General features: G+C 59.3%; 15 protein-coding genes. 9 read left to right on the forward strand and 6 right to left on the reverse strand.

From position 1 onward, the window contains the following. The first annotated feature begins 95 nt into the window (after positions 1 to 95). From ACCD02_RS06900 to ACCD02_RS06915, 4 genes are all read left to right on the forward strand, one after another. Positions 96 to 2,033 (forward strand): DUF1302 domain-containing protein, encoded by a 1,938-nt coding sequence (locus ACCD02_RS06900; RefSeq protein ID WP_413299742.1) that lies wholly within the window; start codon positions 96 to 98, stop codon positions 2,031 to 2,033. A 31-nt stretch (positions 2,034 to 2,064) separates the two neighbouring features. After that, positions 2,065 to 3,429, forward strand: coding sequence for a DUF1329 domain-containing protein (locus tag ACCD02_RS06905; protein WP_413299744.1), 1,365 nt, complete (start codon positions 2,065 to 2,067; stop codon positions 3,427 to 3,429). A gap of 245 nt (positions 3,430 to 3,674) precedes the next feature. Further along, positions 3,675 to 6,407: a LuxR C-terminal-related transcriptional regulator gene (locus tag ACCD02_RS06910; RefSeq protein ID WP_413299746.1), complete on the forward strand. Its 2,733-nt coding sequence runs from the start codon at positions 3,675 to 3,677 to the stop codon at positions 6,405 to 6,407. Between the two features lie 177 nt (positions 6,408 to 6,584). After that, a complete protein-coding gene (locus ACCD02_RS06915; protein ID WP_413299748.1) occupies positions 6,585 to 7,724 on the forward strand; it encodes a transporter substrate-binding protein in 1,140 nt (379 codons plus the stop codon). Positions 7,725 to 7,861: 137 nt separating this feature from the next. Here ACCD02_RS06915 and ACCD02_RS06920 read toward each other — a convergent pair whose 3' ends face one another. Together ACCD02_RS06920 and ACCD02_RS06925 are read right to left on the reverse strand one after the other, a co-directional pair. Next, positions 7,862 to 9,058 carry an HD-GYP domain-containing protein gene (locus ACCD02_RS06920; RefSeq protein WP_413299750.1) on the reverse strand — a complete coding sequence of 399 codons (1,197 nt, stop codon included), beginning with the start codon at positions 9,056 to 9,058 and terminating at the stop codon, positions 7,862 to 7,864. Between the two features lie 414 nt (positions 9,059 to 9,472). Next, positions 9,473 to 10,066 carry an NUDIX domain-containing protein gene (locus ACCD02_RS06925; protein WP_413299752.1) on the reverse strand — a complete coding sequence of 198 codons (594 nt, stop codon included), beginning with the start codon at positions 10,064 to 10,066 and terminating at the stop codon, positions 9,473 to 9,475. A 117-nt stretch (positions 10,067 to 10,183) separates the two neighbouring features. Here ACCD02_RS06925 and ACCD02_RS06930 point away from each other — a divergent pair, with 117 nt between their 5' ends. Together ACCD02_RS06930 and ACCD02_RS06935 are read left to right on the forward strand one after the other, a co-directional pair. Further along, positions 10,184 to 10,828 (forward strand): MBL fold metallo-hydrolase, encoded by a 645-nt coding sequence (locus ACCD02_RS06930; RefSeq protein WP_413299754.1) that lies wholly within the window; start codon positions 10,184 to 10,186, stop codon positions 10,826 to 10,828. A 98-nt stretch (positions 10,829 to 10,926) separates the two neighbouring features. After that, the gene (locus tag ACCD02_RS06935) at positions 10,927 to 11,628 is read left to right on the forward strand and encodes an OmpA family protein (RefSeq protein ID WP_413299756.1); all 702 of its coding nucleotides are present in this window, start codon (positions 10,927 to 10,929) and stop codon (positions 11,626 to 11,628) included. A 217-nt stretch (positions 11,629 to 11,845) separates the two neighbouring features. On the opposite strand, the gene ACCD02_RS06940 is transcribed toward ACCD02_RS06935, so the two are convergent. The 3 genes from ACCD02_RS06940 to ACCD02_RS06950 all read right to left on the reverse strand — a co-directional run bounded on the left by ACCD02_RS06940 (position 11,846) and on the right by ACCD02_RS06950 (position 15,241). Then, a complete protein-coding gene (locus ACCD02_RS06940; RefSeq protein ID WP_413299758.1) occupies positions 11,846 to 12,751 on the reverse strand; it encodes an acyltransferase in 906 nt (301 codons plus the stop codon). Between the two features lie 77 nt (positions 12,752 to 12,828). Continuing rightward, positions 12,829 to 14,919: a phosphate acetyltransferase gene (pta, locus tag ACCD02_RS06945; protein WP_413299760.1), complete on the reverse strand. Its 2,091-nt coding sequence runs from the start codon at positions 14,917 to 14,919 to the stop codon at positions 12,829 to 12,831. Positions 14,920 to 15,016: 97 nt separating this feature from the next. Then, on the reverse strand, positions 15,017 to 15,241 hold the full coding sequence (locus ACCD02_RS06950) for a DUF3565 domain-containing protein (protein ID WP_413299762.1): 225 nt from the start codon (positions 15,239 to 15,241) through the stop codon (positions 15,017 to 15,019). A gap of 102 nt (positions 15,242 to 15,343) precedes the next feature. On the opposite strand from ACCD02_RS06950, the gene ACCD02_RS06955 reads away from it, so the two are divergent. The 3 genes from ACCD02_RS06955 (at position 15,344) to ACCD02_RS06965 (ending at position 17,793) form a co-directional block, all read left to right on the forward strand. After that, positions 15,344 to 15,829 (forward strand): FKBP-type peptidyl-prolyl cis-trans isomerase, encoded by a 486-nt coding sequence (locus ACCD02_RS06955; RefSeq protein ID WP_413299764.1) that lies wholly within the window; start codon positions 15,344 to 15,346, stop codon positions 15,827 to 15,829. A gap of 121 nt (positions 15,830 to 15,950) precedes the next feature. After that, the gene (locus ACCD02_RS06960; protein WP_413299766.1) at positions 15,951 to 16,433 is read left to right on the forward strand and encodes a glutathione peroxidase; all 483 of its coding nucleotides are present in this window, start codon (positions 15,951 to 15,953) and stop codon (positions 16,431 to 16,433) included. Positions 16,434 to 16,689: 256 nt separating this feature from the next. Next, positions 16,690 to 17,793 (forward strand): NADH:flavin oxidoreductase, encoded by a 1,104-nt coding sequence (locus tag ACCD02_RS06965; protein WP_413299768.1) that lies wholly within the window; start codon positions 16,690 to 16,692, stop codon positions 17,791 to 17,793. A gap of 15 nt (positions 17,794 to 17,808) precedes the next feature. Here ACCD02_RS06965 and ACCD02_RS06970 read toward each other — a convergent pair whose 3' ends face one another. Continuing rightward, on the reverse strand, positions 17,809 to 19,014 hold the full coding sequence (locus ACCD02_RS06970) for a glycosyltransferase family 4 protein (RefSeq protein ID WP_413300262.1): 1,206 nt from the start codon (positions 19,012 to 19,014) through the stop codon (positions 17,809 to 17,811). Between the last annotated feature and the right edge of the window lie 36 nt (positions 19,015 to 19,050).

Below are 19,050 nucleotides of genomic sequence, written 5' to 3' on the forward strand. Positions count from 1 at the left end.
GACGCGGGACGTACCCGCCAGGAGCAGAGGTTGAAGGCCGGGGCGATCTGCAAGTACTCACTGCCATAAAAATAAAAGCACATGGAGTAGCGTCGATGACATCAACAAACCAGTTCTGGCGCCGGGCGAAACTGCCTCTGGCCGTCAGCCTCGCTTCTACGCTCGCAAGTCCCGCGTTCGGCATCTCGTTCAATATCGGGGAAATCGAGGGTAATTTCGACTCGTCGCTGTCGCTTGGCGCCAGTTGGTCCACGCAAAGCCCGAACAAAAACCTTATCGGTTCCAACAACGGCGGCCACGGGCTGTCGCAGACTTCCGATGACGGTCACCTGAACTTCAAGAGCGGCGAAACCTTCTCGAAGATCTTCAAGGGCATTCACGATCTTGAGCTGAAGTACGGCGACACTGGCGTGTTTATCCGGGGCAAGTACTGGTATGACTTCGAGCTCCAGGACGAGAGCCGAGAGTTCAAGGACATCAGCAACTCCAACCGCAAAGAGGGCGCCAAGTCGTCCGGCGGGCAGATTCTCGACGCCTTCGTCTACCACAACTACTCGATCGGCGATGAGCCGGGGTCGGTGCGTTTCGGTAAGCAGGTAGTCAGTTGGGGTGAAAGTACCTTCATTCAGGGCGGTATCAACAGCATCAACCCGGTTGACGTTTCAGCGTTCCGCCGGCCAGGCGCGGAAATCAAGGAAGGCTTGATTCCGGTCAACATGTTCTATCTGTCGCAAAGCCTGACCCAGAACCTTTCCGCCGAAGGTTTCTACCAGCTTGAGTGGGACCAGACGGTTGTCGACAACTGCGGCACCTTCTTCTCGCAGCCAGACGTAATTGCTGACGGCTGCAATAACAACCTGGCGGTACTGCGCAGCCGCAACGGCCTGAACAGCTCCCTGGCGGCAGCCGGTCTGCCTGCCACCGCACGGGGTGCCGTGCTTAACTCCCTGGGCCAGCAAGGCGTGAACTTCGGTAATCCGGACGAGGGCGCCATCGTCAAGCGCGGCCAGGATCGTGATGCGCGGGACAGCGGCCAGTTCGGCGTAGCGTTCCACTACAACTTCGAGCCGCTGGACACCGAATTCGGTGCCTACGCCATGAACTACCACAGCCGTGCGCCGATTTTCAGCGGTAAAGGCGGCCCGGCCAGTGCCTACAGCGCTTCCGGCCTGGTCGGTTCGCTGGTCCGCAACGGCATTCCACAGGCAACGGCGACGGCCCTGGCGCCGACCCTGCTGCCGGTCGTGGTGGCGGCCAACTCCAGTTATTACGTCGAATATCCTGAAGATATCCGTCTGTACGGTTTGAGCTTCTCCACCACCCTGCCTACCGGCACAGCGTGGAGCGGTGAGTTCAGCTATCGTCCGAACGCACCGGTACAGCTCAACACCACCGACATTCTGTATTCCGGGCTGAGCCCTCTGAACTCCAGCGTTTCGCTGCTGCAAGGTCGTCCGGGCGAGGATCAGAAAGGCTATCGCCGCAAAGAAATCAGCCAGATGCAAACCACCTTCACCCACTTCTTTGATCAGGTGATGGGTGCCGAGCGTCTGACTGTGGTGGGTGAGGTGGGCTGGACCCACGTCGGCGGCCTGGAAAGCACTTCCAAGCTGCGTTACGGCCGTGATCCGAGCTACGGCCCTGGCCCATTGCCTAATGGTCAGTGCACCACGCTCAACGCCAGCACCCTGACAGGCGCGGCGCAGAACAACCTCAGCCGCTACTGCGAAAACGACGGTTTCACCACCACCGACTCCTGGGGTTATCGCGCCCGGGCGATCTGGGACTACAACAGCGTCTTCGCCGGTGTAAACCTCAAGCCAAGCGTGGCCTGGTCCCACGACGTCAAGGGTTACTCGCCAGGTCCTGGCGGCAACTTCGAGGAAGGTCGCAAGGCCATCAGTCTGGGTCTGGATGCTGAATACCAGAACACCTACACCGCGAGCCTTTCCTACACCAACTTCTTCGATGGCAAATACACCACCGTGGATGACCGCGACTTCGTTGCGCTCAGCGTTGGCATGAACTTCTAAGAACACGGCTTTTTCAGGACGACATATGAAAATGAAAACAACAAAGAGCCTGTTACAAGTAGGCGTATTGAGCCTGTCGCTGCTGGCGACAGGTGTGATGGCAGCGGTCTCTGCCAGTGACGCAGCAAAACTGGGCACCACCCTGACGCCCATGGGCGCCGAAATGGCCGGCAATGCCGACAAGTCGATCCCGGCCTGGAGCCCGATGCCGACCAACGCTGCTGCAGTGGACAGCAAAGGCTTCCTCGCCAACCCGTATGCCAGCGAACAGCCGTTGTTCACCATCACCGCGCAAAACGTCGACAAGTACAAGGACAAGCTGGCACCGGGCCAATACGCGATGTTCAAGCGTTATCCGGACACCTTCAAGATGCCGGTCTATCCGTCCCATCGTGGCGCTACCGTGCCCGCCGATGTGTTCGCGGCCATCAAGCGCAACGCCACCAGCACTAACCTGGTGGGCGGCGGCAACGGTCTGGAAAACTTCGAAACTGCCGTACCATTTCCGATTCCAAAGGACGGTACCGAAGTCATCTGGAACCACATCACCCGCTATCGTGGCGGCAGCGTCAGCCGCCTGGTAACCCAGGCCACGCCGCAAACCAACGGTTCGTTCAACCCGGTGTATTTCAGCGACTCGTTCGTCTTCCGCGACAAGATGAAGGACTTTGACCCGAAAAACCCGGGCAACATCCTGTTTTACTTCAAGCAGGAAGTAACCGCACCGTCGCGTCTGGCCGGCAGCGTGCTGCTGGTACACGAAACCCTCGACCAGGTGAAGGAACCACGGGCTGCGTGGGTCTACAACGCCGGTCAGCGTCGTGTACGTCGCGCACCACAAGTGTCCTATGACGGTCCGGGTACCGCGGCGGACGGTTTGCGTACCTCCGACAACCTGGACATGTACAACGGTGCTCCGGATCGCTACGACTGGAAACTGATCGGCAAGCAGGAGATGTACATCGCTTCCAACAACTACAAGCTCGACGATCCGAAACTCAAGTACACCGACATCATCAAGGCCGGGCACCTCAATCAGGATCTGGTTCGCTACGAGCTGCGCCGTGTCTGGCACGTCACCGCGACGTTGAAGGAAGGCCAGCGGCACATCTATGCCAAGCGTGACTTCTTCATCGACGAAGACACCTGGCAGGCAGCAGTGATCGACCAGTACGACGGTCGCAACCAGCTGTGGCGTGTGTCCGAGGCTTACGCCGAGAACTACTACGACAAGCAGGTGCCGTGGTACGCCCTGGAAGCCATCTACGATCTACAGTCGGGACGCTATCTGGCCCTGGGTATGAAGAACGAAGAGAAACGCGCGTATGACTTCGGCTTCACTGCCACCATCAGTGACTACCAGCCCAACTCCTTGCGTCAGGAAGGAGTGCGCTGATAACCGATACACCGTTGAAAGTGCGCCGTTGATCACAGCTACTGCGCACTGAACTCCACACAAACGCCCCGCCTTGTCGGGGCGTTTGTGTATGCGCTGGGCTATGGCCGTATATTCTTTTCGATGATTGTGGGGATTTTGTTACAGACTTTTAGGAAACCTCCTACAAAACCCCTTGCTTAACCGCTAGTCTCGGGACATCCGCAACGCCGATAAATAGCACTTTCGAATAACAAGAGCCGGCTATGAGTGATTTGTCCCGTTTGCAAGGATTCGCAGACAACGTAGTGCCTGCGTTGGAAGGGCGATTCTTTCGACCCCCGCTGCCGGACGGCTACGTTGCCCGTGCCCGGTTGTGCGAGCGGCTGCACGCCGGATTATCCGGGCGCCTGCTGCTGATCAGTGCCCCGGCGGGATTTGGCAAAAGCTCGCTGGCAGTGGAGTTCTGCGAAGGTCTGCCCCGGCAATGGCAGAGCCTGTGGCTGGGTTTGAGCCAGCGCGACAGCGATCCAGGCCGCTTCCTCGAACGCCTGCTGGCCGGGTTGCAGCAATTCTTTCCTCAATTGGGCGGACAGGCGCTGGGTCTGCTGAAAATGCGTCAGCGCCATCAACCTTTTGCTTTCGAAGAATGGCTCGATGGTTTGCTGGATGAGCTGGCGTTGCACCTGGTTCCCGGCAGTCCGGTTTTACTGGTGCTGGATGACTACCATCTGGCGCAAGGTCCGGTGCTGGACCGTTGCCTGCAATTTTTCCTCAATCATCTGCCGAACGGGCTGGTGGTGATGGTCACCAGTCGCCAGCGTCCGGACTGGCACCTGGCGCGCTTGCGCCTGTCCCGGCAACTACTGGAACTCAACGAACAGGACTTGCGCCTTACCCACGCCGAATCGCTGGCGGTGCTCGATCAACAGGGCAGCGCTCTCAACAGCGAGGCGCTGCACACCCTGATCCAGCGCAGCGAAGGCTGGGTGGCCGGGCTACGTTTCTGGCTGCTGGCCGCGTCCGAGGCGGGGGACAACACCCTGCCCCAGGCGCTGCATGGCGGCGAAGCGCTGATTCGCGATTATCTGCTCGAAGAAGTCATCGATTGCCTGCCTGCCGATGTGCAGGCTTTCCTTTATGAGACCGCCTGCCTCGAACGCTTCTGCGCTGAACTGTGCAATGCCGCAAGGGACAGCCACGACAGCGTGTCGATGCTGGGTTATTTGCAGGCCCATCAAGTGTTTCTCGTGCCGCTGGATGAGCACGGCCGCTGGTTCCGCTATCACCATTTGTTCTCGGACCTGCTGCGCGCCCGTGCGGCGCAGACGGTAGGGCCGCAGCAACGCCGTCTGCATCTGAACGCTTGTCGCTGGTTCAGTGAGCAAGGGCTGCTCGACGAGGCGGTGGAGCAGGCCTTGCGTGCCGGACATGTCGATGTGGCGGCGAATCTGGTGCAGAACCTGTCGGAAGAAAAACTGCTGGCCGAACAGAATGTCGGCCTGTTGCTGCGCTGGAAGATGGACTTGCCTGACAGTCTGCTGATCAGCACGCCGCGTTTGATCGTGCTTTACGCCTGGGCCCTGGGCCTGGCCTGCCAGCTCGATGCCGCCGAGGAGCTCGGCGCGCACTTGAGCCGCTTCCTGCCTGCGCCATCAGCCACCGCGCAGAAATCCATGCTGGCGCAGTGGTTGGCCCTGAGCGGGATCATTGCCCGTGGGCGCGGCGAGCGGGAAAAGGCTCAACGTTATTGCAGCGAGGCCTTGTCCAGCCTGCCTAACCTGCGTTACGGCCAGCGCTTGATGTGCCTCTCGACCCTGGCCAATCTGGCGGTGAGCGAAGGCGATCTGTGGCGGGCCCGGGCGTTGAACCGTGATGCTCTGGAACTGGCCCAGCGCGTGGCCAACCCGTTGTTCGAAGCCCTGGCCCATTACGACCGTGCTCGAGTATTGCAGGCCAGGGGTGAGACTCTGCGCGCGCTTGAGGAAGTGCGTCAGGGGCTGCAACGTCTTAAAGGCCTGTCAGCGCAACGCCTGTATGCCATTCGCGCACGTCTGACCTGTTACGAAGGCTATCTGCTGACCACCCGCCTGCAAACCGAGGCCGGCCGCGAGCGGCTGTTGGCCGGGCTTAGCGAAGCGCGGGCCTGTCGCGATATCAGCGTACTGATTGCCCATTGTGTGATTGCCGGGCTTGAAGGCCGGGCCGGACGCTTTGCTGCGGCCTTTGCCGAACTGGGTGAAGCCGAGCGTCTGATGCATATCTGGGATGTGCCGCCGATTTACTACCTGGCAATGATTACCCTGGTCAAGTGCGAGCTGTGGCTGGCTCAGGATCGCATTGACTTGGCCGAGGCCTGGCTGGTGCGGCTGGCTCAGACCTACAGCGGTGAACACGCGGCCACAGCGCCCGAGTGCCTGCCGCATCTGCCCTATCTCATCGATGTGCAGCGCGCCGTGCTCGAGCGCATTCAGGGCAAGAATCAGGCATCGGTCGAGCGCCTGCGAGCCCTGGAGTTGTGCGCGCAAAAGGCCGATAGCCAGCTGATGCGCCTGATCGTCCTGAATCAGCAGATTCTCTCGCTGATGGGCACACCTGACGAAGGATTGGCCCGGGATCTGTTCGGCCAATGCCTGCAGGCTGCCATGGGCGGTACCTTGTCGCCGTTCGAGGAACTGATCGAACGTCATCCCCTGTGGGTGAAGGAAATGCTGCTGGTACGGGCGCCCTGCCCGGTGCGCGATGCCTTGCTGCAGCGGCTGCCGGTTACGGCAACGGCAGTGCGGGAAGGCAGTGATCCGACCGATAATCTCAGCGCCCGGGAGCTGTCGGTGCTGCAGCTGATTGCCCAGGGGTGCTCGAATCAGGAAATCAGCGAGCAGTTGTTTATTTCCCTCCATACCGTGAAAACCCACGCCAGTCACATCAATAGCAAACTGGGGGTCGAGCGGCGTACTCAAGCCGTGGCGCGCGCTCAGGAAATGGGTTTGCTGGGCTGACGGGTCGAGCGCAATTTTCCTGCGCACTTCATACGCACATCTGCAAATTTCCTGCGCCAACCTCTGGCTCTTGAGCTAGTGTCTTTAGGGTAAGCGAATGATTTTCCTGCACGAATAGCCATCGTTAAGCAAAACCTGTCCGGGCTTGCGTCCTCAGGTTTTTCTGGAGTCGATCATATGCGCTGCACTTTCGACGTAGGCTTACTGTTTTCCACTGATGGCGGCTATAAGCGCCTTGGGCAGGCGGCTCTGTCCGGCGCCCAACAGGCCTTGGCCGAAATCAACAATGATCCGCAACTGGGCTTCTCTCTGCGTGCCCATGCGATCAATCCTCAAGGTTTTCTGCATCGCTATCGCCAGGGTGGCCAGGCGCTGCTGCGCGATGGTGTCCGACATATCTTCGGTGGCACCACATCAGCCGGGCGCAAGGAAATCATGGGCGCCCTTGAGCACCATGATGCCCTGCTCTGGTACGGCAGCCCCTACGAGGGCTTCGAAAGCAGCGAGCAAGTGGTCTATCTCGGTGCCTGCCCGAATCAGACACTGCTGCCATTGCTGCGTTATGCCCTGGAGCACTTCGGCAAGCGCGGGGTATTGCTGGGTGCCAACTCCATCTGGGGATGGGAATACAATCGCATTGCCGTCGAAGCGATGAACGCTGCCTGTGCCGAAGTGGTGTTCGAACATTGCGCCAGCCTGGGCGCGACCCAGTTCGGCGATGTGGTGGCGAAAATCGTCAGTGAGCGCCCTTCGTTCATCCTCAACAATCTGCTCGGTGATTCCGCCAGCGCCTTCCTGCGTCAACTGGATCAGGCCTGCCAGGCGAACGGCCTGAATTTTCCGGTGCTCAGTTGCAGTCTGAGCGAAGCGGAGAGCGATGCCATCGGCGAGTTGCGCAGCCTGCGGCTGTTGTCGTGCGGGACTTTTTTCGAAGATGTCGACCTGGCTTTCTGTGTGCATCAGCAACAGTTGCATGGTGATGTTGCCTGTTCCCATTACTACGTCAGCAGCTACGTCGCGGTGCATCTGTTGGCAAGAGCCCTGCAACAGCTGGGCAGTGACGACCCAGTGGGTATTCGTCGCTATCTGTGCGAGCACACCGAAGACACTGTGCTGGGGCAACTGAAATTCTCTGCGCGCAATGGTCACAGTTCCTTGTCATGCCACATTGCCGAACTGCATCAGGGCCGTTTCTTGCGCTTGCATAGCGAAGCACAGCCCCTGCCGGCCAGCCCCTACCTGACCAGTAACGACCTGGGCGAATTTTACCGGCTACGTGATCCCGCCCGGGAGCCGCATTGGTTGCGGGCCAGATAATTGCCTGTCAGGTAATCACATATCGGGTGGTGCCAGCTCTCCCGAGACTTCACCCGTGGGAATGGCTGTGTTGTCTGGGAAAGGGGGCATTGTGGGGAGGGGATAAGGCGTTCTTGCCTGCGATCATGCCATGCGGGTCAAAGTTTTTTCTTGCACCAGATTTCGTCGATGTTGGTAATGCCCCAGTCGTCGGGGGATTCGATTCTTACAATCGGATCGCGGTCGTACTGGCTGGCCAGGTTGATTACTTTGGGTTCAAGCTGCTTGCGGGTCAGCGCCGACATGAACACCTTGACCTTGGGCAGCAGCAGCGAGGTGTCATTCTGCTCGACGACGACCCCCAGGCGGCCGCTTTCCAGACGCACCAGCGCACCGACAGGGTAGATTCCCACCGCCTTGACGAAGCTCTGGAAGACCTTCTCATCGAAGTGGCCCTTCCAGGTTGCCATTTCCCTGATCGAATGCGCCGCGCCCCAGCCCTTTTTATAGGGGCGTTCGGAGGTCACTGCGTCGTAAACATCGCAGACCGCGCCCATGCGCGCCAACAGGCTGATTTCTTCCCCGGCCAGGCCATGGGGATAGCCCGAACCGTCGAATTTCTCGTGGTGGTGCAGACAGACATCCATCACTGATGGAAGGACGTGGCGATTTTCCTGAAGGATTTTCAGACCTTCCTCGGGATGCTTCTTCATCGCCAGGAATTCCTCCCGGGTCAGGCTGCCCGGCTTGTTGAGGATTTCCAGCGGAATCATCATCTTGCCGACGTCATGCAGCAGGCCTGCGGCGCCGGCTTCGCGCACCTGGTCCTCACTCATGCCCATGCGTCTGGCCAAGGCAATCATCAGGGCGCACACCGCGACGGAGTGCATGTAGGTGTATTCGTCGGAATTCTTCAGACGCGACAGGCTGATCAGGGCGTGGGGGTGGCGCATGATCGAGTTGGAAATCTCCCCGACCAGCAAGGCCACATCCTCCATATCCATCGCGCGGCCCATGCGGGCGTCAGTGAACATGCCCATGACCGCCGTTTTGGCCTTGTTGCAGATCTCTTGAGCGCGGTTGATTTCTTCGTCCAGCGTGGCCGGTCTGATATCAACTGCACCCTCGCACTGATGCTCTTGCTTCGACTCGCCACATTCATCAGGACGTTTGCCCAGAGCGGTATCAATCCATACTTCCAAGGTGTCCGACTGTTGAATAAGCTTAAGTACTTCAACATCTTTCAGTTCAACTTCAACGTGCTTTATCCAGAACGGATCGTTTCCCCATGGACGGCAAAATTCATGGATGTACATACCCAGAGCCAGTTCGGAGACGCGGATTTTTTTTAGCATGACTGCATGCTCGCTGAACGTTTTGACTGACTCGCAACCAGGACTGCAATCATCGGGCTATACACTGAGCGGAAAGCGATTTGAAACTGCCCTGTCGCCATATGATTCCACCTTGAAGGCCAAGCCCGCCGCACTGGTCGCGTATTGCCAGTATAAGGGGCCATATGTGAAAAAAACACGAAGTTTTATAGCGTTAGGTGAGGTTATGTGAGTATTTGTTTTTTTTATTTGAATCAATTCCTTAATGAGAGGGTTTGTTTTGACGTCAAATTATTGCTGTTGTAGAGGCAGGGCAGCAACAATGTCGCAGTTTAAATAAGACTCGGTCTTAATCACGCTGTCGCTACGGTAGGCAGGGTAAAAGCAACTCCGTAGCGAGCTCATGATTGTTCAACTCAACTGTAAGTTTAGATTTCAGCTGATTTGACCGCGATTCATCAGCCGTAGTTGCAGATATTGCAACAGCATGATGGTCTTGCCATCGACGATATCTCCGCTGCCAATCATGGCAATAGCCTCGTCGAAGCCTAGCTCCAGTACTTCGATATCCTCACCTTCCTCGGCCAGGCCGCCGCCATCATCGACGCGGTCGCCCGGTTCATAGTGGCCGATGAAAAAGTGAATGCGCTCCGTGACCGAGCCCGGACTCATGAACGCTTCGAAAATCTTTTCGATGGCGCCGATCCTGTAACCGGTTTCCTCTTGCGCCTCAAGACGAATACGTTCCTCGGGGCTGGCGTTGTCCAGCAGGCCGGCGGCGGATTCGATCAGATAGCCGCTGTGACCGTTGACGAAAGTCGGCATGCGAAACTGGCGGATCAGCAGCACGGTGCGTTGTGCCAGGTTATACAGCAGGATCGTCGCGCCGTTGCCCCGGTCGTACACCTCCCGGGTCTGTGCCTGCCAACTGCCGTCACGGCGGCGCAGGTCGAAGCTGTATTTCTTCAGCAGATACCAATTGTCAGAAAGGGTTTCTTCGGCGGTGATACGGATCGGGCTGTCTTGCATGGCGGGTCCTTTGGCGAGCAGTGAGCAGTGTTGTGATCATACTTTGCCTTGAAAGGTCAGGGCAGTTGGCGTCAATCTTTACTTATGAATCACATGAATGCTCTCCCAGGACTCCTGATGAACCCCTTAAAGCCTACCCTCATCCGCGAAACCTTCCCCGTCGGCCCGTTGCAGTGCAACTGCACCATCATCGGCGACCCCGTCACCAAACAGGCTATCGTGGTCGATCCGGGCGGCAATCATGAGCTGATCCTCGCACGTCTGGAGGCGTTGGGGTTGAAGGTGGTGAGTATCATTCATACCCATGCGCATCTGGATCATTTCCTGGCATCGGGGCAGTTGAAAGAGAAGACCGGCGCGACCCTGCATCTGCACAAGGAGGATCAGTTCCTGTGGGACAACCTGGAGATGCAATGCCAGATGTTTCGCGTGCCCTATACCCCGGTGCCGTCACCGGATCGCTGGCTGGACGATGACGAGGAGTTGGCCTGCGGTTGCGGCGTGGCTATTCACACGCCGGGGCATACGCCGGGGTCCATGAGCTTCTGGTTTGCCGATGCCAAATTGTTGATTGCCGGTGACACGCTGTTTCGTCGCGGGGTTGGCCGGACCGATTTGTGGGGCGGGGATCAGGCGACGATCGTACGGTCGATCAAGCAGCGGCTGTATACCCTTGATGAGGACGCGACAGTGGTTGCAGGGCATGGTCCTGATACGCGATTGGGCGACGAAATGCGTGAAAATCCTTTCATCCGTGCCTAGGCATTTGTTCAGCCGGGGTTAAGGAATTTTTGACAGCTTAAGTGCTCTAATTCGGGTATTGGGCTTTAGCCCTGTGCCAGTCGAGTCAGGAGCCATACATGTTTTTTACTTCGCGTCGTTTGATTGTTGTTGCTACCGCTGTTGCTTTGCTTTCCGGCTGCGCATCACCTAATCCTTACGACAATCAGGGCCAGGCGCAGAATTCCACAGGCATGAGCAAGACGGCCAAGTATGGTGGTCTGGGTGCCCTGGCGGGTGCTCTTGCCGGTGCCGCGATCGATCATAACAACCGTGGCAAGGGCGCCCTGATCGGCGCTGCCGTGGTCGGTGCCGGTGCCGCCGGTTACGGCTACTACGCCGACAAGCAGGAAGCCGCGTTGCGCGCCAGCATGGCCAATACCGGTGTCGAGGTGCAGCGCCAGGGCGACCAGATCAAGCTGATCATGCCGGGCAATATCACCTTCGCCACCGACTCCTCGGCCATTGCCAGCAGCTTCTATGCGCCATTGAATAACCTCGCCGGGTCCTTGCGCCAGTTCAATCAGAACAATATTGAGATTGTCGGTTACACCGACAGCACCGGCAGCCGCCAGCACAACATTGACCTGTCGATCCAGCGTGCCCAGAGCGTGGCGACTTATCTGACTTCCCAGGGCGTCGATGGCAGCCACCTGTCAGTGCGTGGTGCCGGTCCCGACCAGCCGATAGCCAGTAACGCCGACGTCAACGGCCGGGCGCAGAACCGTCGTGTAGAGGTCAACCTCAAGCCGATTCCGGGGCAGCAATACCAGCAGCAGTAACGCCTGCGGGCCTTAAAGCAGATCGATGTGGGAGATTCTATGTTTGCTGTAAAGCCAGAGCAGCCCCTTCGCGGATGAATCCGCTCCCACATGTGGGAGCGAATTCATTCGCGAAAGCTTTATTCCGGACGCCGCCAAATGCATTGGATGTACTGGCCCCTTCGCGAATGAATTCGCTCCCACATTTCCGCTCCCACCAATTCCCGCCAGTTCCGTATCAACCCTTCTTTGGGTATTGCTGGTGCAACTGCCCCAGCAATTGATCCTTCTCTTCCCACAGCCGATTGATCCACTGCTGGAATTCCAGGCGGTAGGCGTCGTCCTGGTCGTAGCTCTTGCCGATGAATTGCGCAGGGATCTGCACTTCCTCGAAGTGCACGACCACTTCACTGACCTTGCCGCACAGCAGGTCCCAATAGCCGGAGCGTCCGCCCGGATAATGGATGGTGACGTTGATGATCGATTCCAGCTGGTCACCCATCGCATCCAGTACGAAGGCTATGCCGCCGGCCTTGGGCTTGAGCAGGTAGCGAAAGGGTGAATTCTGCTGCGCATGCTTGCCGGGGGTAAAACGTGTGCCCTCGGCGAAGTTGAAAATGCCCACCGGGTTATGACGGAATTTGTCGCAGGTGCGGCGGGTGGTTTCCAGGTCTTTGCCTTTCTTTTCCGGGTGTTTCTCCAGATAGGCTTTGGAATAGCGCTTCATGAACGGAAAGCCCAGTGCCCACCACGCCAGACCGATCACCGGCACCCAGATCAGCTCCTGCTTGAGGAAGAACTTGAGTGGGCGGATACGCCGATTGAGCACGTATTGCAGGACCATGATGTCGACCCAGCTCTGGTGGTTGCTGGTCACCAGATAAGAGTGCTGATAGTCGAGCCCCTGCAGACCGCTGAGGTGCCAGCGGGTGCCGCCGAGCAGGTTCATCCAGCCTTTGTTATTGCTGATCCAGGCCTCATGGATATGACTCATCAGCCAGTCGGTGACGCGCTGGGCGGCGGGGAAGGGCAGACACAGCTTGAAGATCGCGACGATAAACAGCGGGGTACAGCACACCACTGTGTTGAGCGCCAAAAGCAGCGAGGCAAGAACGCCGCGCAAAGGGGCTGGCAAAAAATCCATGGTGGATCGGGCTCCGAAAAAAGACGTATGCCGTCGATGTCGAGCCGACGGCATTTTTATTGTGGGCGAAAAGTGTGTCAGGAAAGTTTGTCTGCCTGTATCGCCGTCAAGGCGATGGTGTAGACGATGTCATCGACCTGGGCGCCGCGGGGCAGATCGTTCACCGGCTTGCGCAGGCCTTGCAGCATCGGGCCGAGGCTGACGCAATCGGCACTGCGTTGCACCGCCTTGTAGGTGGTGTTGCCAGTGTTCAGGTCGGGGAATACGAACACCGTGGCACGACCGGCCACCTGGCTATCGGGCGCCAGTTGCCGGGCGACGTTCTCGTTGTGAGCGGCATCGTATTGCAGCGGGCCGTCGATCAGCAGATCGCGCTGGGCTTCCTTGGCCAGCAAGGTGGCTTCGCGGACCTTCTCCACTTCTTCGCCGCTGGCCGAATTGCCGCTGGAATAACTGATCATCGCCACCCGTGGCGCGATGCCGAACGCGATGGCCGAGTCGGCGCTTTGCTGGGCGATTTCCGCCAGTTCCGCGGCGCTGGGGTGCGGGTTCATGATGCAGTCGCCGTAGACCAGCACCTGCTCCGGAAACAGCATGAAGAACACCGAGGAGACCAGGGTGCAGCCTGGGGCAGTCTTGATCAGCTGCAGGGCCGGGCGGATGGTGTTGGCGGTGGAGTGGACCAGGCCCGAGACCAGGCCATCGACTTCGTCCAGAGCCAGCATCATGGTGCCAATTACCACCGGGTCTTCCAGTTGCTGCTCGGCCATCGGGGCGTTGAGGCTCTTGCTCTTGCGCAGCTCGACCATCGGCGCGACATAGCGCTCGCGGATCAGGTCCGGATCAAGAATCTCCAGCCCCGGCGGCAGTTCGATGCCCTGGGCCTGGGCCACGGCGTACACCTCTTCGGGCTTGGCCAGCAGCACGCAACGGGCGATACCCCGGGCCTGGCAGATGGCGGCAGCCTGGACCATGAACGGCTCCGCGCCTTCAGGCAGCACGATGCGCTTGTTGGCCGCCTGGGCGCGCTGAATCAACTGATAGCGGAACACCGCTGGCGACAGGCGCAGTTCCCGTGGGGTGCCGCAGCGCTGGTGCAGCCAGTTGGCGTCCAGATGGCTGGCGACGAAATCGGTGATGACCTCGGCGCGCTCGCGGTCATCAATGGGAATTTCCTTGTTCAACTGATTGAGCTGGTTGGCGGTGTCGTAAGACCCCGTGCTCACCGACAGGACCGGCAAGCCGGCCTGCAAGGCGCCGCGGCACAGTTCCATGATGCGCGGATCGAGCATGGTGTCGCTGGTCAATAGCAGGCCCGCCAGGGGCACGCCGTTGAGGGTTGCCAGGCTGACGGCGAGGATAATGTCGTCGCGATCGGCAGGGGTTACGACGAGTACGCCAGGCTTGAGCAGTTGCAGGGTGTTGAGCACGGTGCGGGCGCACAGGATGATCTTGGACATGCGACGGCTTTCGTAATCCCCGGCGTTGATCACCTGGGCGCCGAGCAGCTCGGCCACGTCGCGGGTGCGCGGCGCATTAAGGTCGGCCTGGAACGGAATGCAGCCCAGCAGGCGGAAGTCACCATTGCGCAGCAGCGGTGAGTGTTCCTTCAGGCGCGTGGCGAAGGCCTCCATGCTTTCATCGGTACGCACCTTGTTAAGGATCACGCCGAGGACTTTCGGGTCCTTGGGGCCGCCGAACAACTGCGCCTGCAACTCGACCCGCCCGGACAGCTCGGTGAGCACTTCATTTTCCGGCGCCGACACCAGGATCACCTCGGCATCCAGGGCTTTGGCCAGGTGCAGGTTGACCCGGGCGGCATAGCTGGCGTGACGGGTCGGCACCATGCCTTCGACAATCAGCACATCCTTGCCCACCGCAGCCTCTTGATAGAGGTTGATGATTTCTTCCAGCAGCTCGTCCAGCTGACCGTCACCGAGCATGCGTTCGACATGTGCCAGGCCCAGGGGCTTGGGCGGCTTCAGGCCATGGGTCCGGGCGATCAGCTCGGTGGAGCGCTCCGGGCCGAGGTCACCGGGGTGCGGCTGGGCGATGGGCTTGAAGAAACCGACTTGCAGGCCGGCGCGCTCCAGGGTGCGTACCAGGCCGAGGCTGATGGAGGTCAAGCCCACGCCAAAATCGGTCGGGGCGATAAAGAAAGTCTGCATGCGGGCTTCTCGGTATGAGCAGTGCAAGGGGCTGACCGGCAAGTCGCCAGCCAAGGCCAATCGAAAAAGACTCTGACGTCGTCGACGTTGCGACGCCTTATACAGCTAGGTTATCCCGATCCTGCGCCTGAGCGCACCAACCGCAGTCAAAGCATTGACCTATTTTTTCTGCTCTCTGGGCAGGATCGAGTACCCAGGCCCGGGATTGCCAGGGCGGCTGGTGGCGCAGATGCTGGGTATGACCGCAGGACAGGACCGCGATCCAGTGGCCGTCTTCGTCCTGGCGAAAACCGAGGATGGTCGGGGCTTGCAGAGTACTCATGGGGTGTCCGTCGGGGCCGTCTGTCAGAGTTGCGTTCGCTTTCGCGCGAGGGCTTGGTTAAACTGACTCGCTATCCATTAACAAGCAAAAGGTCTTGCCCTCATGTCGATCGCCGCAAACAAGGCTGTCTCCATTGACTATACCCTGACCAACGACGCCGGTGAGGTCATCGACAGTTCTGCTGGCGGTGCGCCGCTGGTTTACCTGCAAGGTGCAGGTAACATCATTCCAGGTCTGGAAAAAGCCCTGGAAGGCAAGAACGTTGGTGATGAACTGGACGTTGCCATCGAGCCTGAAGAGGCTTACGGCGAATACTCCGCCGAACTGGTCAGTACCCTGAGCCGCAGTATGTTCGAAGGTGTCGACGAGCTTGAAGTCGGCATGCAGTTCCACGCGTCTGCGCCCGATGGCCAGATGCAGATCGTCACCATTCGCGATCTGGATGGCGATGATGTCACCGTTGACGGCAACCATCCGCTGGCCGGTCAGCGCCTGAACTTCAAGGTCAAGGTCATCTCGATTCGTGATGCCAGCCAGGAAGAAATGGCCCATGGCCACGTGCATGGCGAAGGCGGCCACCACCACTGATTTGTGCTGCTAAGCTCAGTTAGCTGGCGAGGCGCCCAGACAGGTTTGTTACAACGCCTTGCGTTGGCACAGCCTGATTGCGGCGCCTTTTTAGTCTGCTGATTTTTTTCGGGAGTTCGCCATGAGTGCTTTTCACGACCTCAATTTAAAGGCTCTGGATGGCGAGGATTTGCCGCTTGCCCCGCTCAAGGGCAAAGTGGTGCTGGTGGTCAACGTGGCTTCCAAGTGCGGCCTGACACCGCAATATGCCGCGTTGGAAGTGCTCTATCAGGAGTACAAGGACAAAGGTTTCAGCGTCCTTGGCCTGCCGTGCAACCAGTTTGCCGGGCAGGAGCCGGGCAGTGAGGCCGAGATCCAGGCGTTTTGCAGTCTCAACTACGGCGTCAGCTTTCTGTTGGGTGGCAAGATCGAGGTCAACGGCCCGCACCGTCATCAGCTCTATCGCCTTCTGGCCGGTGAGGGCGCGGAGTTTCCCGGGGATATCACCTGGAACTTCGAAAAATTCCTGGTCGGCAAGGATGGCCGTGTACTGGCGCGCTTTTCGCCACGTACGCCGCCCAATGATCCGACGGTTATCCAGGCTATCGAAAAGGCCCTGCACTGATTTCCCGGGGCTGCCTGCACTCATCTGAACTCTGCAGGAGCTGCCGAAGGCTGCGAATGGGTCAATCTGATTGGCCGCCTTCGCAGCCTTCGACAGCTCCTGCGTGAATTGTGTTTGTCTTGAGACGGCCCAAAACCGGCTTCTACAGCACAATCACGCTAATCAATAGTGCTGTTCCGCGCATTTGTCCGGTCTTATCCTGCCCCTCTATGTTGGCGCCATGCGCCTGTCGAATTGACCTTTCGAGGAGCGTCCCATGCCTGTAAAAGCCCTGTTCCAGCCCTTCCGACTGGGCAGTCTGGAATTGTCTTCCCGTGTGGTCATGGCGCCGATGACGCGCTCTTTTTCCCCGGGCCATGTGCCCAACTCCAAGGTCATCGAGTACTACCGCCGTCGTGCGGCGGCCGGTGTTGGCCTGATCATCACCGAAGGTACTACCGTCGGCCATAAGGCCTCCAACGGTTATCCGAACGTGCCGCAGTTCTTCGGCGAAGCGCCGTTGGCGGGATGGAAGAAAGTGGTGGATGCCGTCCATGGCGAAGGCGGCAAGATCGTCCCGCAGCTTTGGCATGTTGGCGCAGTGCGTCGTCTGGGCACCGAGCCGGATGGCGAAGTCCCGGCTTATGGCCCGATGGAAAAGCTCAAGGACGGCAAGGTCCTGGTTCACGGCATGACCCAGCAGGATATCGATGAGGTCATCGCTTCGTTTGCCCAGGCGGCCAGGGACGCCAAGGCCATCGGCATGGACGGCGTGGAGATCCACGGTGCCCACGGTTATCTGGTCGACCAGTTTTTCTGGGAAGGCTCCAACCAGCGCACCGACGGGTACGGTGGCAGTCTGGCCAATCGCTCGCGTTTCGCCATCGAACTGATCCAGGCCGTACGTGCGGCGGTAGGGCCGGACTATCCGATCATCTTCCGTTTTTCCCAATGGAAGCAGCAGGACTACAGCGCGCGTCTGGTGCAGACCCCGGAAGCCCTTGGCGAATTCCTCAAGCCACTGTCTGACGCTGGCGTGGACATTTTCCACTGCTCGACACGCCGTTTCTGGGAGCCTGAGTTCGAAGGTTCCGACCTCAATCTGGCCGGCTGGACCCGCCAGTTGACCGGCAAGCCGACCATTACCGTGGGCAGCGTTGGCCTGGATGGCGAGTTCCTGCAATTCATGGTCAACACCGACAAGGTCGCGCAACCGGCCAGCCTGGAAAACCTGCTGGAGCGTCTGGGCAAGAACGAATTCGACCTGGTCGCGGTAGGGCGTGCGCTGCTGGTTGATCCGGACTGGGCAGTGAAGGTCCGTGACGGTCGTGAGCAGGACATCCTGCCTTTCAGTCGTGAAGCACTGACCACCCTGGTCTGACGTTGGCAGAAGCGATCACGGCTTGCCGCTGGCAGCCGTGGTCGATCCCCCAATCATCCGTTCTGTGCCGAGCTCGTCATTGGCCGGGCAGACATTGTGCAAGTGCCGCTCGAACATATCGATCACCGCGCCCCAACCCTGACGACTGGCGTGGCGCCGTGCATTGAGGCGCACGGTGCGCAGGGTCTCGCTGTTATCCAGCATCCAGCATGCTGCGTCGATAAAGGCGTCTTCATCACCCGGCATCGCCAGCGCACCGTTATGCCCGTGACGGATATGCTGAGCGGCGGCCGCTTCATCGTAGGCCACCACGGCCAGGCCTGAGGCCAGCGCCTCAAGCACGACATTACCGAAAGTCTCGGTCAGGCTCGGAAAGATAAACAGATCCCCTGACGCATAGTGCGTGGCCAATGCGTCCCCACGCTGCGTGTCGCAGAAGATCGCCTCCGGCATCTGCTGCTCGAGCAAGCCGCGCTGCGGTCCGTCGCCGACGATCACCAGTTTCAGGCAGCGCTCGGGGTGAGTGGTTTGCAGGGCTTCGAAACTGGACTTGAGCAGGCCAAGGTTCTTTTCCTGGGCCAGCCTGCCGACGTGCAGAACGACAATATCGTCAGTCGTCACCCCCCAACTTTCGCGCAGACTTTGCGAGCGCTTGGCCGGATGGAACAGCTGGCTGTCGACACCCCGGGCCAGCAACTCGATGCGCTCGAAACCGCGCCGCTCCAGTTCCATCTTCTGACTGACACTGGGCACCAGGGTGACCCGCGAACGGTTATGGAACCAGCGCAGGTAATGGGTCAGCAGGCGGGTGATAAAGCCCATTCCATAAGGGCGAGTGTATTGCTGGAAGTTGGTGTGAAAGCCACTGATCACCGCAATCCCCAGGCGCCGCGCCGCACGCAGCGCCGACAGTCCCAGCGGCCCTTCCGTGGCGATATACAGCACATCCGGGCGCTGCCGCTGCCAACGCCGCAGCAGCTTGTGCATCGACGACTGACCCCATTGCAGCCCCGGATAACCCGGTATCGGCCAGCCCCGACACAGCATCAGGTCATCGGCCGCAACAAACCCGGTCTCCGCGCTTTGTCGCGGCCGGATCAACTCGACCCGATGCCCACGCAAACGCAGCCCGTCACAAAGCCGCCCCAGAGTGTTGGCGACGCCATTGATTTCCGGGGTGAAGGTTTCGGTAATGAGAGTGACATGCAGGATTTTACTCATGACCTCAGTGTCGGCGCGTTGCATTTCGTTTCTGTG

Origin of the sequence: Pseudomonas sp. Pseusp88 (genome assembly GCF_047303955.1) — a bacterium.
Classification (GTDB): domain Bacteria; phylum Pseudomonadota; class Gammaproteobacteria; order Pseudomonadales; family Pseudomonadaceae; genus Aquipseudomonas.